Source organism: Gardnerella washingtoni (assembly GCF_049262705.1).
In the GTDB taxonomy this organism is placed as follows: domain Bacteria; phylum Actinomycetota; class Actinomycetes; order Actinomycetales; family Bifidobacteriaceae; genus Bifidobacterium; species Bifidobacterium vaginale_D.
Genome location: NZ_CP058398.1, coordinates 1,195,875 through 1,216,845, shown reverse-complemented (window position 1 = coordinate 1,216,845; position 20,971 = coordinate 1,195,875). Strand labels below are relative to the sequence as shown.

The window sequence follows — 20,971 nt, the reverse complement described above, 5'->3', positions numbered from 1 at the left end:
AAATGTGCACAAATATCAAACATTAGAGGATAAACCTCGCTCATAAATAGCGCAACTCGCTTCAAATATAAGAAAGTACACCAAAGGGGATAAATTGTGACTTGTATCACATATTTGCGTGAACAATAATCGGCATGCTGATAATTTGCTATGAATACCGTTGCTGGAAAGATCGAGGAGGATACTCATGGTTGAGGCACAACATCAAGCCGAAGCTGGTAAAACTAATGAGGTTGACGATACTGTGTTAGCTGCACAGCAGGAAGTTGATCAGCTTGTTACAAAAGCAACTCATGCTTTAGATGAGTTTGAGAAGCTCAATCAGCAACAGATTGATCATATCGTCGCTAAAGCTTCCGTTGCAGCGCTCAATAAACATTTAGTACTGGCAAAAATGGCAGTTGATGAAACTGGTCGTGGTTTAGTTGAAGATAAAGCAACGAAAAACATTTTTGCATGTGAACATATTACGCATTATTTAGCTGGGCAGCGCACGGTTGGGATTATTCGCGAAGATGACGTGTTGGGTATTGATGAGATTGCTGAACCAGTTGGTATTGTTGCTGGCGTAACTCCAGTAACTAACCCAACTTCTACAGCTATTTTTAAGTCGCTTATTGCACTTAAGACTCGTTGCCCAATTATTTTTGGATTCCATCCTTTCGCTCAAAAGTGTTCTGCTGAAGCAGCTCGCGTTGTGCGTGATGCTGCTGTAGCTGCTGGCGCTCCTAAGGATTGTATTCAATGGATTGAGCACCCTTCTATTGCGGCTACTGGTGCCTTAATGAAACATCCGAAGATTGCAACGATTCTTGCAACCGGCGGACCTGGAATGGTAAAGGCAGCTTATTCTTCCGGTAAGCCTGCGCTTGGTGTAGGTGCTGGAAACGCTCCAGCGTATGTTGATGCTGATGTTGATATCGCTCGTGCAGCTAACGATTTGATTCTTTCTAAGCATTTTGATTACGGCATGATTTGTGCAACAGAACAAGCTATTATTGCGCATACGGATGTTTATGATCCTTTGCTTCGCGAATTAAAGCGCCGTAAGGCTTATGTTGTAAATGCTGAGGAAAAAGCAAAGCTTGAGCAGTACATGTTTGGCTGCACATCATATTCTGGTCAAACTCCAAAGTTAAATTCAGTAGTTCCTGGTAAATCTCCACAATATATTGCGCACGAAGCTGGTTTTGAAATTCCAGAAGATGCAGTGATTTTGATTGCCGAGTGCAAAGAAGTTGGCGAAATGGAGCCGCTTACCATGGAAAAGCTTGCTCCTGTGCATGCAATGTTGCGAGCAGAAAATAAGGAGCAAGGCTTTGAAATGTGCGAGCAAATGCTTGTTCATGGAGCCGGTCACACTGCTGTAATTCACACGAATAATCAAGATCTTGTGCGCGAATACGGTGTTCGTATGCATGCTTGCCGTATTATTTGGAATTCTCCAGGATCTCTTGGTGGTGTAGGCGATATTTACAATTCGATTGCTCCGTCGCTTACGCTTGGCTGCGGTTCATACGGTGGCAATTCTGTTTCCGGCAACGTACAAGCTGTAAATCTTCTTAATATTAAGCGAATCGCACGAAGGAATAATAACATGCAATGGTTTAAGATTCCGGCTAAAACATATTTTGAGCCGAATGCTGTTCGTTATTTGCGAGATATGTATGGTATTGAGCGCGCAGTTATCGTGTGCGATAAAGTTATGGAACAGCTGGGAGTAGTCGATAAGATTATTGATCAGTTGCGTGCGCGTGATAATCGTGTTACTTTCCGCATTATTGATTACGTTGAGCCTGAGCCAAGCGTGGAAACTGTTGAGCGCGGTGCTGAGATGATGCGTGAGGAGTTCCAGCCGGATACCATTATTGCTGTTGGCGGCGGCTCTCCAATGGATGCTTCGAAGATTATGTGGCTTATGTATGAGCATCCGGAGATTTCTTTCGCTGATTTGCGCGAAAAGTTCTTCGATATTCGTAAGCGTGCTTTTAAGATTCCACCTCTCGGAAGTAAAGCTAAGTTGGTGTGCATCCCAACTTCTTCCGGAACTGGTTCCGAAGTTACGCCATTTGCGGTTATTACTGATCACAAAACTGGTTACAAGTATCCTGTAACTGATTACGCTTTGACGCCTTCTGTTGCCATTGTTGATCCTGTGCTTGCTCGCACTCAGCCTCGTCGCTTGGCTTGCGATTCTGGCTTTGATGCTTTGACTCATGCTATGGAAGCTTATGTGTCTGTTTACGCAAACGATTTCACAGACGCAATGGCATTGCACGCAGCTAAACTTATTTGGGAGAATCTTAGCGATTCTGTTAATGCTGAGGATTCTCAGCGTAAGATTGAAGCACAAGAAAAAATGCATAATGCTGCAACTATGGCTGGCATGGCTTTTGGTTCAGCGTTCCTTGGTATGTGCCACGCTATGGCTCATACTATTGGTGCATTGTGTCATGTGGTGCATGGTCATACGAATGCAATTCTGTTACCATATATTATTCGTTACAATGGTCGTATTCCTCAAGAGCCAACAAGCTGGCCAAAGTACAACCGTTATATTGCGGTTGAGCGTTATCAAGAACTTGCTAAGAATCTGGGTATTAATCCAGGCAAGACTCCAGAAGAAGGTGTGGAAAATCTTGCACATGCTGTAGAGATGTATCGTGATCAAAAACTTGGCATGGATGCTTCATTTAAAGCTTGTGGTGTAGATGAAGAGTATTACTGGTCGATGCTTGATCACATTGGCATGCGTGCATACGAAGATCAATGTGCTCCTGCAAATCCTCGCATTCCTCAGATTGAGGATATGAAAGATATTGCTATTGCTGCATATTATGGTGTTTCACAAGAAGAAGGTCATCGTCTGCGTATAGAGCGTGAAACAAAGTAATTGTATATATTATTCGCAAATAATCTACTAAGTACGACATTGGTATATATCATAAAATTAATGTGTATTTAGTTGCTGATGGCAGAGATTGCACTAGCTGTGGTCTCTGCCATTTTTGTTGAAAAATAACCGACACGCCCGATTTTTGTTAATCCAAGGTTGATGGTTTAATTGTTCAGTTGCCTGTTTTAAGGCTCGCATATTGAATCAAAAAAAGCGAGCGCAGAAGCGAAAACTTTTCATGAGAATGAGTTTTTGTGGCTGCGCACTGATGTGGAATGACTTTTTAATGTCTATTCTCGCCGGTGTCCTTGAATTCAGGTTGGTAAACAGTAAACGAATCGCTAGAAAGGGCGGACGGCAATGGCGGGACAGAAAATCCGCATCAGGCTTAAGTCCTATGACCATGAGGTCATCGACCAATCGGCGAAGAAAATCGTCGAGACGGTGACGAACGCGGGCGCCACAGTAGTGGGTCCGGTTCCTCTGCCGACCGAGAAGAACGTGTTTGTTGTTATCCGTTCTCCTCATAAGTATAAGGATTCTCGCGAGCATTTCGAGATGCGCACTCATAAGCGCCTCATTGACATCGTAGATCCAACGCCAAAGGCTGTGGATTCTTTGATGCACATTGACCTGCCTGCGGATGTAAACATCGAGATCAAGCTGTAGGAAGGGGGAGAATAATGTCGCAGAATAAGAATCGCACTGCATTGCTCGGTCGCAAGCTGGGTATGTCGCAGGTTTGGGATGAAAACGGCTTCTTCGTCCCCGTAACGCTGGTTGAGGTTGCTACCAATGTAGTTACCGCTGTAAAGACCGTAGAATCTGACGGCTATTGCGCTGTTCAGCTCGGTTATGGCCAGATTGATCCTACCAAGGTGACTAAGCCATTAGCTGGTCATTTTGCAAAGGCTGGCGTCACTCCTCGTCGTCACCTCGCTGAGGTACGCACGGAGAACGCAGCAGAATATCAGCCAGGTCAAGAATTGACTGCTGAAGTGTTCGCTGAAGGTTCTGAAGTAGATGTCACTGGCACTACCAAGGGTAAAGGCTTTGCTGGCACAATTAAGCGTTGGGGCTTTAAGTCCTATCGTCGTACTCACGGCTCGCACAAGAATGAACGTCGCCCAGGTTCTGTGGGCGCTTGCGCAACTCCAAGCCGCATTTTGAAGGGCAAGCGTATGGCTGGTCGCATGGGTCATGTGACCTCCACTGCACTCAACCTCACCATCGTTTCTTCGGATGTCGAGAATGGCATTCTCGCTATTAAGGGCGCTGTTCCAGGTCCTAAGGGTGCAATCGTTCTCGTCCGTTCGGCAGTGAAGGGAGCCTGATAACTATGGCAAACGTAACTCTGAACGTCACTGATACCACGGGTAAGGTAAACGGCACTGTTGAAGCTCCTGCTGATATTTTCGGCATCTCCAACGAAGACGTTTTGGCTCACGGCCCATTGGTTCATCAGGTCGTAATCGCTCAGCTTGCTGCTGCTCGCCAGGGCACTCATGCTGTGAAGAATCGTGCTAATGTTTCCGGTGGCGGTAAGAAGCCTTGGAAGCAGAAGGGCACCGGTCGTGCTCGTCAGGGCTCCATTCGTGCTCCACAGTGGGTACATGGTGGTGTTGTTCACGGTCCAGTTCCTCGTAAGTACGATCAGCGTACTCCAAAGAAGATGAAGGCAGCTGCTCTTCGTTATGTTCTTTCGGATCGTGCAAATGCTGGACGTATTGCTGTAGTTGATTTTGGTATTAAAGATGTTCCATCTACCAAGGCAGCTGTTGCAGCACTTACTCCTGTGACTAATAACCAGTTCACCACTGTTGTGCTTTCTCGTGAAAATATCAACGAGTGGATGTCTGTACGCAATATTCCAACGGTGCATGTGATCTTTGCTGATCAGCTTAACACCTACGATGTTGTTACAGCTCAGTACGTCGTCTTCTCCAAGGAAGGTTTTGATGCCTTCGTTGCTGCTAAGACCGAGCCTGTCGTTAAGGAGGCCTGATTTCAATGGTCGCAGTCCATAACCCAGCATATGACGTAATTCTCAAGCCAGTTGTTTCTGAAAAAAGTTATGCAGCTTCTGATCGTGGTCAGTACACTTTCGTAGTGGCTCCAGATGCTAACAAAGTTCAGATTAAGCAGGCTATCGAAGAAATCTTCAAGGTCAAGGTGACAAACGTTAACACTTTGAACCGCGCTGGCAAGTTGAAGCGCTCTCGCACCGGTTTCGGCCGTCGTGTAAATCAGAAGCGTGCTATTGTCACCGTGGCTGAAGGTCAAACGATTGACATCTTTGGTAACTGAAGGCTAGCCGAGAAAAGTAAAGGAATACTATATTATGGCTATCCGCGTTTATAAGCCGACGACTGCAGGCCGTCGCAACGCTTCGGTTTCGGATTTTGCCGAAATTACGCGTTCTACGCCTGAAAAATCGTTGGTACGCAAACTCAGCAAAACTGGTGGTCGTAATTCTTACGGCCGCATGACTTCTCGCCATCGCGGTGGCGGTCACAAGCGTCAATACCGTCTCATCGATTTTAAGCGTTGGGACAAAGATGGCGTGCCAGCAAAGGTTGCTCATATTGAGTATGACCCTAACCGTTCCGCTCGCATCGCATTGCTGCATTACGCAGATGGTGAGAAGCGTTATATTATCGCTCCTGAAGGCGTTGCCCAGGGTGATGTTATTGAGACTGGTGCTCAGGCTGATATTAAGCCAGGTAACAACCTGCCTCTTAAGAACATTCCAACCGGTACTGTGGTTCATGCAATCGAGCTTCGTCCACTTGGTGGCGCAAAGATTGCTCGTTCTGCGGGTGCAGCCGTTCAGCTCGTAGCTAAGGATGGTGCTTATGCTCAGTTGCGTATGCCATCTGGTGAAATTCGTAACGTAGACGCTCGTTGCCGCGCTACGATTGGCGAAGTTGGTAATTCCGATCATGCCAATATTGAGCTTGGTAAGGCTGGTCGCGCTCGTTGGCTTGGTCGTAGACCAATCACACGAGGCGAATCCATGAACCCTGTGGACCATCCACATGGTGGTCGTACCCGTGGTGGCAAGCCGCCAGTTTCTCCATGGGGCAAGGGCGAGGTTCGTACACGTCGTCCAAAGAAGGCTTCGAACAAGATGATTGTTCGTCGTCGCCCGAATGGTAAGAACCGCAAGTAAGGGAGTGTCGAATAGATGACTCGTAGCATCAAGAAGGGCCCTTTCGTCGACGCCCACTTGCAGAAGAAAGTCGACGAGCAAAACGACAAGGGCACGCATAACGTCATTAAGACGTGGTCGCGTCGTTCGATGATCACTCCTGATTTCATTGGACACACCTTTGCCGTACATGATGGCCGTAAGCATGTGCCGGTATTCGTTACCGAAGCCATGGTTGGTCATAAGCTCGGTGAGTTCGCCCCGACCAAGACCTTTAAGGGTCATGTGAAGGACGACAAAAAGGCACGCCGCTAAAGGAGAGTTAGGACACATGGAAGCTAAAGCAATCGCTCGTCACGTCCGCGTGACGCCGCGCAAGGCTCGCCGCATGGTCGACCTCATCCGAGGCAAGCGTGCAAGCGAAGCTATTACCATTTTGAAGTTTGCTCCCCAGGACGCATCTCTTCCGGTGCGTAAGGTTCTTGAAAGCGCGATCGCTAATGCTCGCGTGAAGGCTGAAAAAGCCGGTGAACCATTCCGTGAGCAGGACTTGGTCATCAAGGAAACCTATGTGGATGAGGGCGTAACGTTGAAGCGTTTCCGTGCTCGTGCACAAGGTCGCGCTGCACGCATTAACAAGCGTACCAGCCATATCACTGTTATCGTCTCGCTTAAGGAAGGAGCCCGCTAAAGATGGGTCAGAAGATTAATCCTTTCGGCTATCGTTTGGGCATCACTGAGAATCATCGTTCTAAGTGGTTCTCCGACTCCAACAAGACTGGCGAGCGTTATCGTGACTTCGTCCTTGAGGATGACAAGATTCGCAAGGAAATGAGCCATGACCTCGAACGTGCAGGCGTGTCTCGCGTTGTTATTGAACGTACTCGCGATCGTGTGCGTGTTGATATCCACACCGCTCGTCCAGGTATTATTATCGGTCGTCGTGGCGCTGAAGCTGAGCGCGTTCGTGCAAAGCTTGAGAAGCTCACAGGCAAGCAAGTACAGCTCAACATCTTTGAGGTGAAGAATGCTGCACTTGACGCTCAGTTGGTTGCTCAGGGAATTGCGGAGCAGTTGACAAACCGCGTTACATTCCGTCGCGCTATGCGTAAGGCACAGCAGGACGCTATGCGTGCAGGTGCCAAGGGTATCCGTATTAAGCTCTCTGGTCGCCTTGGTGGCGCCGAAATGAGCCGTTCTGAGTTCTATCGTGAGGGTCGCGTTCCGCTGCAGACCCTTCGCGCCCTGATTGATTATGGCTTCTTTGAAGCTAAGACCACTTACGGCCGTATTGGCGTTAAGGTCTGGATTTACAAGGGTGATATGACCGAGCGTGAGTTTGAAGAGCAGCAGGCTCAGCAGGGTAAGCGTGAAGGTCGTCGTGGCGATCGTCGTCCACGCCGTGGCGCACGTCCTGCTAACCAGCAGAAGGCTGCTGAAGCAAAGGCTGAAAAGCCAGCTGAAGCTGCAGCTGCTGAAGCTCCTGCCGCAACGGAAACGAAGGAGTGAGCAGATGCTTATCCCAAAGAGGACTAAATATCGTAAACAGCACCGTCCTACCCGTAGCGGCATGTCTAAGGGTGGCACTGAGATTGCTTTCGGCGATTTCGGTATTCAGGCGCTGGCTCCGGCCTACATCACTAATCGACAGATCGAGGCAGCTCGTATCGCAATGACCCGCTACATTAAGCGTGGCGGTCGTGTGTGGATTACGATCTTCCCAGATCGTCCATTAACCAAGCACCCGCTTGGTGCGCGAATGGGTTCCGGTAAGGGTGCTCCAGAATTCTGGATTGCCAACATTCACCCAGGTCGCGTAATGTTCGAGATCGGTGGTGTTTCTGAGGACATCGCTCGCGAGGCTTTGCGTCGCGCTATCGATAAGCTCCCAATGAAATGCCGTGTTATTGCGCGTGAAGGCGGTGACATCTGATGCCAGTCGGAACTGCAGACTACACCATCAAGAATTTGAGCGAGAAGACTAATGCTGAGATTGAAGGCTTCTTGAAGAAGTCTAAGGAAGAGCTTTTCAACTTGCGCTTCCAAGCAGCAACCGGTCAACTCGAAAATAGCGCTCGCCTCAAGGCGGTCAAGCACGACATTGCCAGGATGTATACTATCCTGCGTGAGCGTGAACTCGGCATCAGCCAAGAGCCTGGCGCCACTGAGGTCAAGGAGAAGTAAGCATGGCTGAGAACCAAGAGCGCAACTTCCGCAAGGTTCGTCGCGGCTACGTCGTGTCCGAGGCCATGGACAAGACGATTGCCGTTGAGCTGGAGCAGCGTTCGACACACCCGCTTTACGGTAAGGTCGTTCGCTCCACCCGCAAGGTCAAAGCCCATGATGAACACAACGAGGCACATATTGGCGACCTCGTGAGTATTATGGAAACTCGGCCACTGAGCAAGACCAAGCGTTGGCGTCTCGACTCGATTATCGAGCGCGCCAAGTAAACAAGTTCGGCAAGGCTCCGCGCTTCACCTGTGTCTGCTTTTTGGCAGGCACAGGTGAGTGGGGAGAACCAGCTCGGCTAAGGAGAATCAATGATTCAGCAGGAAACGCGGCTTCATGTCGCCGACAACACGGGTGCCAAGGAATTGCTTGCCATCCGCGTGCTCGGTGGATCGAAGCGACGCTATGCCGGCATCGGCGACATCATCGTCGCCTCCGTCAAGGACGCGATCCCTGGCGGGTCGGTCAAGAAAGGCGACGTAGTTAAGGCTGTCGTCGTCCGTACTGTCAAGGAACATCGCCGTGTCGATGGTTCCTATATTAAGTTCGATGAGAACGCCGCCGTCATTCTCGGCTCTGGCCGTGAACCAAAAGGCACTCGTATCTTCGGACCAGTCGGTCGTGAATTGCGTGATCAGCACTTCATGAAGATTGTGTCCCTTGCCCCGGAGGTGATCTGATATGGTAGCCAAGATTAAGTCCGGCGACCAGGTGAAGGTTATCCGCGGTAAGGATCGCGGTAAAGAAGGTAAAGTACTTCGCGTGCTTGCCGATGACCGTTTGGTCGTAGAAGGCGTTCAGGTCGTTAAGAAGCACGTTCGCGCCACCCAGCAGGGTCAGCAGTCGGGCATTGTTTCGGTTGAGGCTCCAATCCATCGCTCTAATGTGATGGTTATTGATCCAGAAACCAAGCAGCCTACTCGCGTTGGCGTGATTGTTAAGCAAGAGGCTCGTGACGGCAAGGTTAAGACCGTGCGCGTGCGTGTCGCCAAGAAGTCCGGAAAGGAGCTGGCATGACCGATACTACAGTTGAGTTGCCGGCAACTCCGCGCTTAAAGCAACAATACAAGGATGAAATCGTTCCAGCCTTGGAAAAGGAATTCAGCCACACTAATCCTATGCAGGTGGCTCGAGTGCAGAAGGTTGTCGTCTCTATGGGCGTCGGTGCTGCAGCTCGTGATTCCAAGCTCATCGAGGGTGCGATTAAGGATCTCACTTTGATTACCGGTCAGAAGCCGAAGGTTACCAAGGCAAAGAAGTCTGTTGCGCAGTTCCATTTGCGTGAAGGTCAGGCAATTGGTGCTTACGTAACACTTCGTGGCGATCGTATGTGGGAATTCTTGGATCGTTTGCTTACTCTGGCTTTGCCTCGTATCCGCGATTTCCGTGGTATTAACGGCAACCAGTTTGACGGTCAGGGTAATTACAACTTCGGTCTTACGGAACAGTCTATGTTCCATGAGATTGATCCTGACTCGATTGATCATCAGCGTGGTATGGACATCACCGTGGTGACTACCACCAAGGACGATGTGGAGGCCAAGTCTTTGCTTAAGCACCTCGGTTTCCCATTCAAGGAGAACTGAAATGGCAAAAACCGCTCTGAAAAACAAGGCGGCCGCTAAGCCGAAGTTCAAGGTGCGCGCTTATACGCGTTGCCAGGTTTGTGGTCGTCCTCACTCCGTGTATCGCAAGTTCGGTCTGTGCCGCATTTGCCTTCGTGAGAAGGCTCATCGCGGTGAGTTGCCGGGTGTTACGAAGTCCAGTTGGTAAATATCGACGCTGAAGGTCCACTGCCCGAAGACAGATGTCTCATATAGGGGCGGTGGAAACCACGGCGAGAAAGGGCGTTAGCCCACATGACAATGACAGATCCAATCGCAGACATGTTGACACGTCTGCGTAATGCGAGCGCGGCAAAGCACGATACCGTGGAAATGCCGTACTCCAAATTCAAGGCGAATATTGCCGAGATTCTGAAGCACGAAGGCTATATTAAGGACTTTGCTGCTAAGGAAGCTAAGGTTGGACAGACGTTGGAAATTACGTTGAAGTATGGCTCCAATGGCCAGCGTTCTATCCAGGGCATCAAGCGCATCTCCAAGCCAGGCTTGCGTCGTTACGCTAAGTCTGATGCTTTGCCAATGCCTCTTGGTGGCCTCGGTATCGCTATTATCTCGACCAGCTCGGGATTGTTGACTCAGAAGGAATGCCTCGACCGAGGCATTGGCGGCGAAATTGTCGCCTACGTATGGTGAGAAAGGAGAGCTGAAGATGGCATCGCATATTGGTAAGCTCCCCGTCGACATTCCTGCAGGCGTGGAAGTAAAGATTGAAGGTCAGTCCTTCAGCGTTAAGGGCGCTAAGGGTTCTGACTCCTATGAAATTCCAGAGGGTATTACCGCGGAAGTTGCTGAGAATCAGATTGTTCTGACTCCAGTTGATGATTTGCGTCCAACTCGTGCAAAGCATGGTTTGGCTCGTGCAATCGTTGCTTCCATGGTTAAGGGTGTGCATGATGGCTACACCAAGACTTTGGATATTGTTGGTACCGGTTATCGTGCTGTAATGAAGGGCAAGGGCATTGAGTTCTCGCTCGGTTATTCTCACACTATTACAGTTCAACCACCAGCAGGTATTGAGTTCGAGTTGCCAAATCCTAACCAGGTAATCGTTAAGGGCACTGATAAGCAGATTGTTGGCCAGGTTGCTGCCAATATTCGTAAGCTTCGTGCACCAGAACCTTACAAGGGTAAGGGTATTAAGTACACCGATGAACGTATCCTGCGCAAGGCTGGAAAGGCTGGTAAGTGATATGAGCGTTAAGATTTTCGGTAAGGGTACCAAAGTCGCACGTTTGCGTCGTCACGCCCGTCTTCGTAAGCGTATTGCTGGCACCTCTGAACGTCCTCGTTTAGTTGTTTCTCGTTCTAACCGTCACATGGTTGCTCAGATTGTGGATGATGTCAAAGGTATTACTTTGGTGAGTGCCTCCACTTTAACTGCTGACTTCGCTGGTTTCACTGGTACGAAGACTGAAGCTGCAACCAAGGTTGGCGAATTGGTAGCAGCTAAGGCGAAGGAAGCTGGTATTACCGCTGTAGTCTTCGACCGTGGCGGTAACAAGTATCATGGTCGCGTCGCAGCAGTGGCTGAAGGCGCCCGTCAGGGAGGTCTGGCACTGTGAGCGACAACGAAAAGGAAACCCAAGTGGCTGAAGAAACTCAGAACACTCAGGCATCCGCTGAGGAACGCAATGATGATCGCCGTTCTCGCCGTAATAAGGGCGAGGGCAAGCGTGGTGAGCGTCGTAATCGTCGTGAAGAAAACCGCGGCGAGGAGCTTCTGGATCGCGTAGTTACTATTAACCGTGTTTCCAAGACCCATAAAGGTGGTCGTACTTTTAGCTTTGCAGCACTTGTTGTTGTTGGTGACGGTAAGGGCACTGTTGGTGTTGGTTATGGCAAGTCTCGTGAAGTTCCAGCAGCTATCGCTAAGGGTCAGCTCGACGCAAAGAAGCATATGTTCACTGTTCCACGCATTCGTGGTACCGTCACTCATCCAGTGCTCGGTCACGATGCTGCTGGTACTGTGCTGCTTCGTCCAGCTGCTCCAGGTACTGGTGTAATCGCTGGTGGCGCTGTGCGTGCCGTCATGGAATGCGCTGGTATTACCGACATTCTCACCAAGTCCATGGGCTCTGCGACTGCTGTAAACGTGGTTCGTGCTACTGTGGACGCTTTGAAGAAGCTCGAAGAGCCAGAAGAGATTTCTGCTCGTCGTGGTCTTTCTCTTGAGGAAGTCGCTCCTGATGCTTTGCTCCGTGAGCGTGCTGCCGGCATTGCCGAGGCTCGTAAGGCTCGCGAAGAAGCTCAGGCCGCCAAGGCAGCTGAAGCAAAGGATGGTGAGTGATGTCAAATTTGAAGATCACTCTGGTGCACGGTTTGGTTCACACCACTGAGCGCCAGCGTGCGAACGTCCATACGCTTGGCCTTCATAAGATTGGTCACAGCGTAGTTCGCGAAGACACCCCCGTCAATCGTGGCTTGGTCATGGCCGTGCGCCACCTGGTGAGCGTCGAGGAGGTCGACTGATTATGGCTAACGAAGAACCAATGCTGCATATGCACACGTTGCGTCCAGCTCCAGGAGCTAAGAAGGATCGCATCCGCGTAGGTCGTGGTGAAGGCTCTAAGGGTAAGACCTCAGGTCGTGGTGACAAGGGCACAAAGAAGCGTTATCAGGTTCGTCCTGGCTTTGAAGGTGGTCAGCTTCCACTTTACATGCGCTTGCCTAAGTTGCGTGGCTTTAAGAGTCCTTTCAAGAAGGAGTTCCAGGTCGTCAACGTTGCAGCTCTAGCTGAACTTTTCCCACAGGGTGGGGAAGTTACTGTTGCTGACCTTATTGCCAAGGGCGCTGTGCGCGATGGCTACCCTGTAAAGGTTCTTGGCGATGGCGAATTGACTGTTGCTTTGACTCTTAAGGGTATGAAGGCTTCTGCTTCTGCTAAGGCAAAGGTTGAGGCTGCAGGCGGCTCTGTTAGCGAAGAGTAGTTAATACTACTTGAAGCTTGATGCAGTTATAAAGCTGTTGATAGTCCCTCTAGCATTGTCTAGGGGGACTATTTTTATCGTTAAAACTCACCAATAATCTTGTTCAGTAGGCACCGTGAGATACACTATTGCCTCAGAGTTTGTTTTTGCACTGTTGCGCCTAGGAGTGCGCGAAAAAAGGGAGGAAGACCCAGGTGAAAACGTTAATCCAGGCCTTCAGGACGAAAGAGTTGAGGAATAAGATCCTCTTCGTCTTCGCTATGATTATCATCTACCGTATCGGTTCGTTTATTCCGATTCCAGGTGTCGATTATAAAGTAATTCGTGCTTGCACAGCTAAGTTGGCTTCGTCTAAAGAGAACTTTATTGGGTTAGTCAACTTATTCTCTGGTGGTTCGCTGTTGCAGCTTTCCATTTTTGCTTTGGGTGTAATGCCTTACATTACGGCTTCCATTGTGATTCAGCTGCTTCGTGTTGTGATTCCACGTTTTGAGGCTTTGCATAAGGAAGGTCAGTCTGGCGAAACAAAGCTCACGCAGTACACGCGTTACCTCACTATTGGCTTGGCTGTATTGCAGTCGACAACTATTTTGGTAACTGCTCGTTCGGGTGCTTTGTTTAATTATCAGTGCGGTCAGGTTATTCCTGATGGCAGTTTCTGGAGCCTTATCGTCATGGTTTTGATTATGACCGGCGGTACGGGTCTTATTATGTGGATGGCAGAACTTATTACCGATAAAGGTATTGGTCAGGGTATGTCCGTCTTAATCTTTATGTCTATCTGCTCTGGCTTCTTGCCAAAGCTTTGGGACATTGGTTGGGGTACTAACGGTTCTAATGGCGATTGGACTAAGTTCTCGATTGTTGCCGGTGTTCTGCTTGTTATTCTTATTTTTGTTGATTTTGTGGAGCTTGCGCAGCGTCGTATTCCTGTGCAGTATACGCGTCGCATGATTGGCCGCAAGATGTATGGTGGATCTTCCACTTACTTGCCATTGAAGATTAATATGAGCGGCGTTATTCCACCAATCTTTGCTTCTTCAATTCTTGCTGTTCCTACGCTTATTGCTCAGTTTGGAGATAAGCGTCAACCGTGGGTTAATTGGATTGAACTTAACTTAGCTAATTCAACTTCAGCTTGGTATATAGGTCTTTACACAGTAATGATTGTGTTCTTCTGCTTCTTCTACACCGAGATTACTTTTAATACGGATGAATCTGCAGATAATATGAAGGAATACGGTGGCTTTATTCCTGGCATTCGTGCCGGTAGTGCCACAAGTCGTTACTTGACCTATGTTATGAACAGATTGAACACTGTTGGCGCTATTTATCTGCTTTTTGTTGCCTTGATTCCTACCGTTTTAATTATGGCTTTGCACTTAAATACTAAATTGCCATTTGGCGGTACAACCATTTTGATTATCGCAGGTGTTGGTTTGGATACTTTACGTCAAGCAAAGGCTCAGACTGAACAATTCCAGTACGCTGGATTCTTGTTCAAACATGATGAGCAAAAGCAAGTATCTAAGTGAATATAGTTACAGTTAGTAAAGCAAGGAGATAAATATGCGATTGCTGATTATGGGGCCACAGGGTGTAGGTAAAGGAACCCAAGCTGCTTTATTAAGTGAGCACTATGGCATTCCAGCAATTTCTACAGGTGATATTTTCCGTTATAATCTGAAGAACCAGACTGAGCTTGGCAAGCAAGTTCAGGGCTATCTTGATAAGGGTGAACTGGTTCCAGATGAGTTGACGAATACCATTGTTAAGGATCGTCTTGCGCAAGCTGATGCAAAGAATGGTTGGATTCTCGACGGCTATCCTCGAAATGCTTCTCAGGTTCAGGCTTTGGATCGCATGTTGGAGGAACTTGGTACTCCACTTGATCATGTGGTAGCTCTTGAGGCTGAGCGTGAGGTTTTGCTTGAGCGTATGCAAAAGCGTGCCGTAGAGCAGGGTCGTTCTGATGATACGCCTGAGGTAATTGCTAAGCGTTTGGAAACGTATGAAAGGGAGACTGCTCCACTGCTTGATATTTACGATAGTCGTGGTCAGTTAGTTGAAGTTGATGGTGTTGGCGATATTGAAGAAATTAATAATCGTATCGTTGAGTCATTGAACTGATTTGCATATTTTAAAAATACGCAATTAAGATGTATAATGCGTCTCGTTCGACACGCCGAGTGTTGTATGGGACGCATTTCCTGTATTATAGAAGATTGGCGTGTCTTCGGATACGCAAAGTAGTATGTCCAAGGAACGGAACGAGGCTCATGGCAAAAGACGGTGTGATTGAAGTCGAAGGCAAGGTGGTCGAAGCGCTGCCGAACGCGATGTTTCGTGTTCAGCTCGAGAATGAACACATCGTGTTGGCGACGATTTCTGGAAAGATGCGTAAGAATTATATTCGCATTCTTCCGCAGGATCGCGTTGTGTTAGAGATGAGTCCATACGATTTGAATCGTGGACGTATTACGTACCGTTATAAGTAAAGGTACAAGCAAAGGAAAACCATGAAGGTCAGCCCTAGCGTGAAGAGGATCTGCGAAAACTGCCGCGTGATCCGCCGTCACGGCCGCGTCATGGTAATCTGCATTAACCCACGTCATAAGCAGCGTCAAGGCTGAGCAGATTTCCATCGCGGAATACAAAGAATAAGGCGCTAAGTCACAGCAGAAGCTGAACCCTGGGTGCGCAGGCCCAGGCCGCATTTGATTGCTATAATGCGGATGACTTGGTGCACGACCTGCGTAACAGTAAAGGAATTACAATGGCACGTCTTGCCGGAGTAGATATTCCCAATGAGAAGCGCATTGAGATTGCCCTCACTTACATTTTTGGTGTTGGTCGTACTCGCGCTAAGGAAACGCTTGCCGCGACCGGTATTAATCCGGACACTCGCGTCAAGGATCTTACAGATGATCAGTTAATCACTTTGCGTGATTATCTTGAGGCCAACTATAAGATTGAAGGCGATTTGCGTCGCGAGATTGATGCAGATATTCGTCGTAAGATTCAGATCAACTGCTATCAAGGCCAGCGTCATCGCAAGGGTCTTCCTGTGCGTGGTCAGCGTACCAAGACTAATGCTCGCACCCGTAAGGGTCCGAAGCGTACTGTCGCCGGGAAGAAGAAGGCCACCCGATAGTAGTCGGTGGTCGGCTCTAGACCACGGATACATTTCCATCGTCTAGACATACCAACTCATTCGTCATTAGGAAACGAGGGTCAATGGCAGCTGCAAAGCAAGCCTCGCGCAAGCCGCGTCGCCGGGACCGCAAGTCGGTGCCGGTTGGGCAGGCGCATATTAAATCAACATTCAATAACACGATTATTTCCATCACCGATCCATCTGGTGCAGTCATTTCTTGGGCTTCCGGTGGTGACGTTGGCTTTAAGGGTTCCCGTAAGTCAACTCCTTACGCTGCAGGTATGGCCGCTGAGTCTGCTGCTCGTAAGGCAATGGAACATGGCCTGAAGAAGGTTGACGTGTTTGTTAAGGGTCCAGGTTCCGGTCGTGAAACCGCTATCCGTTCCCTCCAGTCCGCGGGTCTCGAAGTTGGTTCTATTACCGACGTTACCCCGCAAGCGCATAACGGCGTACGCCCACCAAAGCGTCGCCGCGTCTGAGCACTCTTACGAATCCATCCATCCAACCCGCTTATGGGCGGCGAGTGCACCACCGACCAGAAGCTGAAAGGATACCAAAGTGCTTATCGCACAGCGTCCGACACTTACCGAGGAATCACTAAATCCCCAGCGTTCTCGTTTTATTATTGAGCCGTTGGAGCCAGGTTTTGGTTATACTCTCGGCAATTCGCTGCGTCGTACTTTGTTAAGCTCCATTCCGGGTGCTGCCGTTACTTCGGTACGCATTTCTGGGGCTTTGCATGAGTTTACGACTCTGCCAGGTGTTGAAGAAGATGTCACTGAAATTCTGCTGAACATCAAGGGTATCGTGCTCACCAGTGAGTACGATGAGCCAGTAGTGATGTACCTGCGCAAGAATGGTAAAGGTGAGGCCACTGCTGGAGATATTACTCCTCCAGCTGGTGTAACTATTGCCAATCCTGACTTGCATATTGCCACTCTTGCAGAAGATGGTGAGCTTGAAATCGAGTTTACTGTTGAACGTGGTCGTGGTTATGTGCCAGCTCAGATGAACAAGCAGGAGAACAGCGAAATCGGCCGCATTCCTGTGGATTCGATCTACTCACCAGTTTTGAAGGTGAGCTATAAGGTCGAAGCTACCCGCGTGGAACAGCGCACGGACTTCGATAAGCTCATCCTGGATGTGGAAACCAAGCCAGCTATTACACCGCGCGATGCTGTTGCATCTGCTGGTTCGACTTTGGTTGAGCTTTTCGGTCTCTGCCGTGAGCTTAATGTTGAGGCCGAAGGTGTGGAAGTTGGTCCAGCGCCAACGCATGATGAAGCTGATTCTCAGTTGGCTATACCGATTGAAGAAATGAATCTTACGCAGCGCAGCTACAACTGCTTGAAGCGTGAAGGTATTCATACAGTCGGTGAGCTGGTAGTTCACACTGAGCAGGATTTGCTCGATATTCGTAATTTCGGCATGAAATCTATCGATGAGGTCAAAGAAAAGTTACAGTCCATGGGTCTGTCTTTGAAGGCTTCGCCGATTGGCTTCGACGCCAATAATCTCGAAGGTGGTACTTTCTTCTCGCCTGAGGACGAGTAAGATCCACCTGCAATCGTCGCAACATTCGGATGTTCGGGTTGATGCCCACCTGAGTGATGCGACAATAAGGAGTAATAATGCCTACACCGAAACAAGGCCCTCGTCTGGCTTCTAGCCCGGCTCATGAGCGCCTGATGCTGGCCAACATGGCGACCAGCCTTTTCCAGCACGGTCGTATCGTGACGACGTTGCCAAAGGCAAAGCGTCTTCGTCCGCTTGCTGAGCGTTTGATTTCATTCGCTAAGCGTGGCGATTTGCATTCACGTCGTCGCGTGTTGCGCGTGATTCGCAACAAGTCCGTAGTTCACGTACTTTTCACTCAGATTGCTGAGCAGATGAAGCAGCGTGAAGGCGGTTATACCCGCATCGTGAAGATTGCTCCACGTCGTGGCGATACCGCTCCTCAGGCTATTATTGAGCTTGTAACTGAGCCAGTAAGCCCAAAGAAGGCTGTTGTGAAGGAAGCTGAAGCAGCTACTAAAGTAGCAGCAAAAGAAGAAGCTGCTGAGTAGTCAGCATTCCAGCTTTACGCATCGGTAAGTAAATCTTAAAGTCAAGCGTTTTATCGTTTCTTTAAAGAATTGCTATAACGGGTCGGGGTTTGTTCCTCGACCCGTTTTTTTTTATTTGTATTATTATTGAACTATGTCGAATGTTATTGATTTGTTGCGCAACGATTTCTCTACCTTCGCTCAGCGCAAGTTTAATGCTGTGGATGCGCTGATTTTGTGCGAGCTATCTTATATCAATATGCCAACGTCTGTGCCAAAATATTGCGATAATCCAAAGAATATTACGACTGTATCTCTTAACGAATTGCTTAGAATAGAAGACTATTCGTCAATGTTTGCTTCTGGGTCTCCTAAAGTAGATAAATTCCGAAGGAAGCTGCTTCTTGCTGTCGCTTCCAGCCCTAGGTATAGGGGAATTCGCGTAGGAGAGTATCTTGAGAGGTTTGATGAATCAAATATTGACGAATCATTAGAGCAGCAGTTTGCTGGAGTTACTTTTGATCTTAGCAATTGCGAGGGGATTGATAATCCTCATACTCTTGTTGTTGCGTATCGCGGTACTGACAGTACGCTTGTTGGGTGGAAAGAAGATTTCAACATGGCTTTCCGCTGCCCAGTGCCAGCGCAAGAATCTGCTGCTGAATATTTGACTTCTGTAGCGCAAAGATATAGCAAACGTTATTCTAATAAAAACTTCTTTAATAAAATTTTTGCGAACAAACTTTTTGCCCGCTTTTCAAAATCTTCCGTAGATGTGCAAAATAATCCAAATATTATTGTTGTCGGTCATTCAAAAGGTGGGAACATGGCTGCTTATGCGGCTATGCGCTTAGATGCTACAAGTCAAAAACTAGGTGATCTTGTATCAAAAATTTATTCTATGGACGGACCTGGTTTTGCGTCTGATGTAGTGGATACAAGCGTTTTTGCGAATGTTTCAAGTCGTATTGAAAAAGTAGTTCCGCAGTCTGCTTTCATTGGGTTGATTATGGATACGGGGGTGCCGTATAAGGTTACAGCTGCCGATTCGATTGGTTTAATGCAGCATTTTGGTATGTATTGGCAGATTAAAAATGGTGATTTTGACTATTGCGATTGTGTAACTCCACGCGCTTTGGCAGTTTCTAAGGCTGCAAACGAGTGGATGATGAATTTGCCATTTGAGGAGCGAAAGCGCAGAATTGACAGCGTTTACAGCATTTTTAGCAATTTAGGTTACTCAACTTTTGATGAAATGTCTTCGCATTGGTCGGAGGTTGTTCCTAAATTATTGAAGATTGCAATGCATATGGATTCAAAAACTTATGAGCTAATTCGTAGCGTTATGAGTGCCTTTGCGCTTGCGGGCGGCTCTTCGGATAAGAAAAGCTAGTGGAAAGTTTGTTTGGAAAGGTTTTGAATGCGACTTCGCTTAGATTTAGCTTATGATGGTGGTGGATTTTACGGTTGGGCTAAGCAGCCGGTTTTGCGCACCGTGCAGGGTGAGATTGAGAGTGCTCTGCACACAGTATTACGTGTGCCGGAAGGTGAAGTTGCCGAACCTTTGCGTCTTACTGTTGCTGGTCGCACAGATACGGGCGTGCATGCGTCACATCAGGTTTGTCATTTGGATGTTTCGGAGGGGATTCTGAACCGATGCATTGGACATACAGAATTGGATGGTGTTTCTGCACTCGAGTATAGGTTGCGTCACGTTTTGCCGCAAGATATTTCGCTACACAGTGTAAGTGTAGCTCCTTACGGTTTTGATGCTAGGTTTTCTGCGCTGGAACGTACGTATGTGTATCGAATTTCGGATGGTTCTTGTCAATCTGGGCACGATCCTCGCATGCGCGGATTTGTTTTGAAGCTTGACGATGTTTTGGATGTTGAAGCTATGAACAAGGCTGCTAGGCTTATGATTGGCCTTCACGATTTTGGATCTTTTGCTCGTCCTAATCCTGGTGGCACTACGATTCGCAAGGTTATTGAAGCGCGTTGGGAGCGCTTTGGCAAAAGTCTGGAAGATGCGCGTATTGAGATTGGTACTGGCTGTGTGCCGCCTGTTGAGCAGGGTTTGATTGAGTTTACGATTGTGGCTGATGCTTTTGCACATAATATGGTGCGCTCGCTTGTTAACGCGTCTGTGCAGATTGGGTGTGGTAAGCGCTCGCTGGATTGGTTTGTTGAGAAGATTCACACGCCGCTTCGTGAGGGTTCCACTGGTCCTATTGCGCCGCAAGGGTTGACTTTAGAATATGTGGCGTATCCGCCGGATGATGAGCTTGCAACGCGTGCGGAGCAGATTCGTGCTCGTCGTGATTCTGCTGAGTTGCGACTCGACGACTTTGAGTTGCTTAATACGCAAGAAGCCACTTCGATTCGCTGAGTCGCTTAAGAAGAAGTATTGCTTCTGTGTAGTGAAGACGTGATCGAGTTTAGACAATGCGAGCATTTCAACGCGCCATGAATTTATATTCGCAGCATGGTTTATAATTGAAAAGTTGCATTTGTGTGCGTGTAAACGTATCTAGAGTGCATGTGGATGAATGTCCGAGCGGTCTAAGGAGCACGCCTCGAAAGCGTGTGAGGGTAAAATCCTCCGCGAGTTCAAATCTCGCTTCATCCGCGAATTAACTAAGCCTAAAGCATGCGAAATTGCTTTAGGCTTTTTTAGTTCGCCGAGCTTTCTTAGAACTGAAAGTGCGGGTTATAGACCAAAAGTGTGTAAAACTATGATGATGAATATTATGTGTCTATAATCCATAATCTAAACAGCATTAAAAACTTAGCTAACAAACTGAGAAAGAACAGTCATATGTTACTGGTGCAGTACGTAATCTGCATTAGTAACGAATAATTGCGATTTAGCGTTATTCGCGCAGTACGTAATCTGCATTAGTAACGAATAATTGCGATTTAGCGTTATTCGCGCAGT

General features: G+C 48.2%; 32 protein-coding genes and 1 tRNA gene. All 33 read left to right on the top strand.

The window, feature by feature from the left end; all coding sequences use genetic code 11:
* The first annotated feature begins 187 nt into the window (after positions 1 to 187).
* Positions 188 to 2,893 carry a bifunctional acetaldehyde-CoA/alcohol dehydrogenase gene (gene adhE, locus HXT28_RS04685; protein ID WP_016636486.1) on the top strand — a complete coding sequence of 902 codons (2,706 nt, stop codon included), beginning with the start codon at positions 188 to 190 and terminating at the stop codon, positions 2,891 to 2,893.
* A 363-nt stretch (positions 2,894 to 3,256) separates the two neighbouring features.
* Entirely contained in the window at positions 3,257 to 3,565 is a 309-nt protein-coding gene (rpsJ, locus tag HXT28_RS04680) for a 30S ribosomal protein S10 (RefSeq protein WP_003808013.1), read from the top strand.
* 14 nt (positions 3,566 to 3,579) lie between these two features.
* Complete coding sequence (rplC, locus tag HXT28_RS04675; RefSeq protein ID WP_016636487.1) at positions 3,580 to 4,230, top strand: 50S ribosomal protein L3; 651 nt, start codon at positions 3,580 to 3,582, stop codon at positions 4,228 to 4,230.
* Between the two features lie 5 nt (positions 4,231 to 4,235).
* Positions 4,236 to 4,901 (top strand): 50S ribosomal protein L4, encoded by a 666-nt coding sequence (gene rplD, locus HXT28_RS04670; protein WP_016636488.1) that lies wholly within the window; start codon positions 4,236 to 4,238, stop codon positions 4,899 to 4,901.
* 5 nt (positions 4,902 to 4,906) lie between these two features.
* Positions 4,907 to 5,203, top strand: coding sequence for a 50S ribosomal protein L23 (gene rplW, locus HXT28_RS04665; protein WP_064347255.1), 297 nt, complete (start codon positions 4,907 to 4,909; stop codon positions 5,201 to 5,203).
* Positions 5,204 to 5,237: 34 nt separating this feature from the next.
* Entirely contained in the window at positions 5,238 to 6,068 is an 831-nt protein-coding gene (rplB, locus tag HXT28_RS04660; RefSeq protein ID WP_016638107.1) for a 50S ribosomal protein L2, read from the top strand.
* 15 nt (positions 6,069 to 6,083) lie between these two features.
* Complete coding sequence (gene rpsS / locus HXT28_RS04655) at positions 6,084 to 6,362, top strand: 30S ribosomal protein S19 (protein WP_004114357.1); 279 nt, start codon at positions 6,084 to 6,086, stop codon at positions 6,360 to 6,362.
* Positions 6,363 to 6,378: 16 nt separating this feature from the next.
* Positions 6,379 to 6,738: a 50S ribosomal protein L22 gene (rplV, locus tag HXT28_RS04650; protein ID WP_004105510.1), complete on the top strand. Its 360-nt coding sequence runs from the start codon at positions 6,379 to 6,381 to the stop codon at positions 6,736 to 6,738.
* Between the two features lie 2 nt (positions 6,739 to 6,740).
* Positions 6,741 to 7,556: a 30S ribosomal protein S3 gene (gene rpsC / locus HXT28_RS04645; protein ID WP_016637764.1), complete on the top strand. Its 816-nt coding sequence runs from the start codon at positions 6,741 to 6,743 to the stop codon at positions 7,554 to 7,556.
* Between the two features lie 4 nt (positions 7,557 to 7,560).
* Positions 7,561 to 7,980, top strand: coding sequence for a 50S ribosomal protein L16 (rplP, locus tag HXT28_RS04640; RefSeq protein ID WP_004109684.1), 420 nt, complete (start codon positions 7,561 to 7,563; stop codon positions 7,978 to 7,980).
* Positions 7,980 to 8,231 (top strand): 50S ribosomal protein L29, encoded by a 252-nt coding sequence (rpmC, locus tag HXT28_RS04635; protein WP_016637767.1) that lies wholly within the window; start codon positions 7,980 to 7,982, stop codon positions 8,229 to 8,231. Before rplP ends, rpmC begins: the two co-directional genes overlap by 1 nt.
* A 2-nt stretch (positions 8,232 to 8,233) precedes the next feature.
* Entirely contained in the window at positions 8,234 to 8,500 is a 267-nt protein-coding gene (rpsQ, locus tag HXT28_RS04630) for a 30S ribosomal protein S17 (RefSeq protein WP_004114365.1), read from the top strand.
* Positions 8,501 to 8,590: 90 nt separating this feature from the next.
* Positions 8,591 to 8,959 carry a 50S ribosomal protein L14 gene (gene rplN / locus HXT28_RS04625; protein WP_004129052.1) on the top strand — a complete coding sequence of 123 codons (369 nt, stop codon included), beginning with the start codon at positions 8,591 to 8,593 and terminating at the stop codon, positions 8,957 to 8,959.
* 1 nt (position 8,960) lies between these two features.
* Positions 8,961 to 9,296: a 50S ribosomal protein L24 gene (gene rplX, locus HXT28_RS04620; RefSeq protein WP_004129050.1), complete on the top strand. Its 336-nt coding sequence runs from the start codon at positions 8,961 to 8,963 to the stop codon at positions 9,294 to 9,296.
* On the top strand, positions 9,293 to 9,865 hold the full coding sequence (gene rplE / locus HXT28_RS04615) for a 50S ribosomal protein L5 (protein WP_016637787.1): 573 nt from the start codon (positions 9,293 to 9,295) through the stop codon (positions 9,863 to 9,865). The genes rplX and rplE overlap by 4 nt, the downstream gene beginning before the upstream one ends.
* A gap of 1 nt (position 9,866) precedes the next feature.
* Complete coding sequence (locus tag HXT28_RS04610) at positions 9,867 to 10,052, top strand: type Z 30S ribosomal protein S14 (RefSeq protein ID WP_003808046.1); 186 nt, start codon at positions 9,867 to 9,869, stop codon at positions 10,050 to 10,052.
* 86 nt (positions 10,053 to 10,138) lie between these two features.
* The gene (gene rpsH / locus HXT28_RS04605; protein WP_004105495.1) at positions 10,139 to 10,537 is read left to right on the top strand and encodes a 30S ribosomal protein S8; all 399 of its coding nucleotides are present in this window, start codon (positions 10,139 to 10,141) and stop codon (positions 10,535 to 10,537) included.
* 16 nt (positions 10,538 to 10,553) lie between these two features.
* Entirely contained in the window at positions 10,554 to 11,093 is a 540-nt protein-coding gene (rplF, locus tag HXT28_RS04600; RefSeq protein ID WP_016637788.1) for a 50S ribosomal protein L6, read from the top strand.
* Between the two features lies 1 nt (position 11,094).
* Positions 11,095 to 11,466 carry a 50S ribosomal protein L18 gene (gene rplR / locus HXT28_RS04595; RefSeq protein ID WP_016637789.1) on the top strand — a complete coding sequence of 124 codons (372 nt, stop codon included), beginning with the start codon at positions 11,095 to 11,097 and terminating at the stop codon, positions 11,464 to 11,466.
* Positions 11,463 to 12,191, top strand: a complete 729-nt coding sequence (gene rpsE / locus HXT28_RS04590; RefSeq protein ID WP_004134284.1) for a 30S ribosomal protein S5 — start codon at positions 11,463 to 11,465, stop codon at positions 12,189 to 12,191. Before rplR ends, rpsE begins: the two co-directional genes overlap by 4 nt.
* Positions 12,191 to 12,373: a 50S ribosomal protein L30 gene (rpmD, locus tag HXT28_RS04585; RefSeq protein WP_004105491.1), complete on the top strand. Its 183-nt coding sequence runs from the start codon at positions 12,191 to 12,193 to the stop codon at positions 12,371 to 12,373. The genes rpsE and rpmD overlap by 1 nt, the downstream gene beginning before the upstream one ends.
* 2 nt (positions 12,374 to 12,375) lie before the next feature.
* Positions 12,376 to 12,831: a 50S ribosomal protein L15 gene (gene rplO / locus HXT28_RS04580; protein ID WP_016637790.1), complete on the top strand. Its 456-nt coding sequence runs from the start codon at positions 12,376 to 12,378 to the stop codon at positions 12,829 to 12,831.
* A gap of 194 nt (positions 12,832 to 13,025) precedes the next feature.
* The gene (gene secY, locus HXT28_RS04575) at positions 13,026 to 14,366 is read left to right on the top strand and encodes a preprotein translocase subunit SecY (RefSeq protein WP_016637791.1); all 1,341 of its coding nucleotides are present in this window, start codon (positions 13,026 to 13,028) and stop codon (positions 14,364 to 14,366) included.
* Between the two features lie 34 nt (positions 14,367 to 14,400).
* On the top strand, positions 14,401 to 14,961 hold the full coding sequence (locus HXT28_RS04570) for an adenylate kinase (RefSeq protein ID WP_016637792.1): 561 nt from the start codon (positions 14,401 to 14,403) through the stop codon (positions 14,959 to 14,961).
* A 149-nt stretch (positions 14,962 to 15,110) separates the two neighbouring features.
* On the top strand, positions 15,111 to 15,329 hold the full coding sequence (gene infA / locus HXT28_RS04565) for a translation initiation factor IF-1 (protein ID WP_004129021.1): 219 nt from the start codon (positions 15,111 to 15,113) through the stop codon (positions 15,327 to 15,329).
* 21 nt (positions 15,330 to 15,350) lie between these two features.
* Complete coding sequence (gene rpmJ / locus HXT28_RS04560) at positions 15,351 to 15,464, top strand: 50S ribosomal protein L36 (protein WP_003842636.1); 114 nt, start codon at positions 15,351 to 15,353, stop codon at positions 15,462 to 15,464.
* A gap of 143 nt (positions 15,465 to 15,607) precedes the next feature.
* Complete coding sequence (rpsM, locus tag HXT28_RS04555; protein WP_016637793.1) at positions 15,608 to 15,985, top strand: 30S ribosomal protein S13; 378 nt, start codon at positions 15,608 to 15,610, stop codon at positions 15,983 to 15,985.
* Positions 15,986 to 16,068: 83 nt separating this feature from the next.
* Positions 16,069 to 16,467 (top strand): 30S ribosomal protein S11, encoded by a 399-nt coding sequence (rpsK, locus tag HXT28_RS04550; RefSeq protein WP_064347226.1) that lies wholly within the window; start codon positions 16,069 to 16,071, stop codon positions 16,465 to 16,467.
* 79 nt (positions 16,468 to 16,546) lie between these two features.
* Positions 16,547 to 17,542 carry a DNA-directed RNA polymerase subunit alpha gene (locus HXT28_RS04545; protein ID WP_016636912.1) on the top strand — a complete coding sequence of 332 codons (996 nt, stop codon included), beginning with the start codon at positions 16,547 to 16,549 and terminating at the stop codon, positions 17,540 to 17,542.
* A 77-nt stretch (positions 17,543 to 17,619) separates the two neighbouring features.
* A complete protein-coding gene (gene rplQ / locus HXT28_RS04540) occupies positions 17,620 to 18,054 on the top strand; it encodes a 50S ribosomal protein L17 (protein ID WP_004129014.1) in 435 nt (144 codons plus the stop codon).
* 133 nt (positions 18,055 to 18,187) lie between these two features.
* Complete coding sequence (locus HXT28_RS04535) at positions 18,188 to 19,426, top strand: Mbeg1-like protein (protein WP_016636913.1); 1,239 nt, start codon at positions 18,188 to 18,190, stop codon at positions 19,424 to 19,426.
* 27 nt (positions 19,427 to 19,453) lie between these two features.
* Positions 19,454 to 20,422, top strand: coding sequence for a tRNA pseudouridine synthase A (locus HXT28_RS04530; RefSeq protein WP_422113328.1), 969 nt, complete (start codon positions 19,454 to 19,456; stop codon positions 20,420 to 20,422).
* Between the two features lie 154 nt (positions 20,423 to 20,576).
* Positions 20,577 to 20,662, top strand: a tRNA-Ser gene (locus tag HXT28_RS04525).
* The last annotated feature ends 309 nt before the right edge of the window (positions 20,663 to 20,971 follow it).

Bases quoted from the DNA above. Each gene is read 5' to 3' on its own strand.
- rpsM (WP_016637793.1), top strand. From the start codon at position 15,608: ATGGCACGTCTTGCCGGAGTAGATATTCCCAATGAGAAGCGCATTGAG.
- HXT28_RS04570 (WP_016637792.1), top strand. From the start codon at position 14,401: ATGCGATTGCTGATTATGGGGCCACAGGGTGTAGGTAAAGGAACCCAA.
- rpmJ (WP_003842636.1), top strand. From the start codon at position 15,351: ATGAAGGTCAGCCCTAGCGTGAAGAGGATCTGCGAAAACTGCCGCGTG.
- adhE (WP_016636486.1), top strand. From the start codon at position 188: ATGGTTGAGGCACAACATCAAGCCGAAGCTGGTAAAACTAATGAGGTT.
- HXT28_RS04530 (WP_422113328.1), top strand. From the start codon at position 19,454: ATGCGACTTCGCTTAGATTTAGCTTATGATGGTGGTGGATTTTACGGT.
- rpmD (WP_004105491.1), top strand. From the start codon at position 12,191: ATGTCAAATTTGAAGATCACTCTGGTGCACGGTTTGGTTCACACCACT.
- HXT28_RS04535 (WP_016636913.1), top strand. From the start codon at position 18,188: ATGTCGAATGTTATTGATTTGTTGCGCAACGATTTCTCTACCTTCGCT.
- HXT28_RS04610 (WP_003808046.1), top strand. From the start codon at position 9,867: ATGGCAAAAACCGCTCTGAAAAACAAGGCGGCCGCTAAGCCGAAGTTC.
- rplC (WP_016636487.1), top strand. From the start codon at position 3,580: ATGTCGCAGAATAAGAATCGCACTGCATTGCTCGGTCGCAAGCTGGGT.
- rplP (WP_004109684.1), top strand. From the start codon at position 7,561: ATGCTTATCCCAAAGAGGACTAAATATCGTAAACAGCACCGTCCTACC.
- rplQ (WP_004129014.1), top strand. From the start codon at position 17,620: ATGCCTACACCGAAACAAGGCCCTCGTCTGGCTTCTAGCCCGGCTCAT.
- rplD (WP_016636488.1), top strand. From the start codon at position 4,236: ATGGCAAACGTAACTCTGAACGTCACTGATACCACGGGTAAGGTAAAC.
- rpsQ (WP_004114365.1), top strand. From the start codon at position 8,234: ATGGCTGAGAACCAAGAGCGCAACTTCCGCAAGGTTCGTCGCGGCTAC.
- rpsK (WP_064347226.1), top strand. From the start codon at position 16,069: ATGGCAGCTGCAAAGCAAGCCTCGCGCAAGCCGCGTCGCCGGGACCGC.
- rpsH (WP_004105495.1), top strand. From the start codon at position 10,139: ATGACAATGACAGATCCAATCGCAGACATGTTGACACGTCTGCGTAAT.
- rplW (WP_064347255.1), top strand. From the start codon at position 4,907: ATGGTCGCAGTCCATAACCCAGCATATGACGTAATTCTCAAGCCAGTT.
- rplN (WP_004129052.1), top strand. From the start codon at position 8,591: ATGATTCAGCAGGAAACGCGGCTTCATGTCGCCGACAACACGGGTGCC.
- rplV (WP_004105510.1), top strand. From the start codon at position 6,379: ATGGAAGCTAAAGCAATCGCTCGTCACGTCCGCGTGACGCCGCGCAAG.
- rplF (WP_016637788.1), top strand. From the start codon at position 10,554: ATGGCATCGCATATTGGTAAGCTCCCCGTCGACATTCCTGCAGGCGTG.
- rplX (WP_004129050.1), top strand. From the start codon at position 8,961: ATGGTAGCCAAGATTAAGTCCGGCGACCAGGTGAAGGTTATCCGCGGT.
- rpsC (WP_016637764.1), top strand. From the start codon at position 6,741: ATGGGTCAGAAGATTAATCCTTTCGGCTATCGTTTGGGCATCACTGAG.
- rplE (WP_016637787.1), top strand. From the start codon at position 9,293: ATGACCGATACTACAGTTGAGTTGCCGGCAACTCCGCGCTTAAAGCAA.
- rpmC (WP_016637767.1), top strand. From the start codon at position 7,980: ATGCCAGTCGGAACTGCAGACTACACCATCAAGAATTTGAGCGAGAAG.
- rplO (WP_016637790.1), top strand. From the start codon at position 12,376: ATGGCTAACGAAGAACCAATGCTGCATATGCACACGTTGCGTCCAGCT.
- rplB (WP_016638107.1), top strand. From the start codon at position 5,238: ATGGCTATCCGCGTTTATAAGCCGACGACTGCAGGCCGTCGCAACGCT.
- rplR (WP_016637789.1), top strand. From the start codon at position 11,095: ATGAGCGTTAAGATTTTCGGTAAGGGTACCAAAGTCGCACGTTTGCGT.
- infA (WP_004129021.1), top strand. From the start codon at position 15,111: ATGGCAAAAGACGGTGTGATTGAAGTCGAAGGCAAGGTGGTCGAAGCG.
- rpsJ (WP_003808013.1), top strand. From the start codon at position 3,257: ATGGCGGGACAGAAAATCCGCATCAGGCTTAAGTCCTATGACCATGAG.
- rpsS (WP_004114357.1), top strand. From the start codon at position 6,084: ATGACTCGTAGCATCAAGAAGGGCCCTTTCGTCGACGCCCACTTGCAG.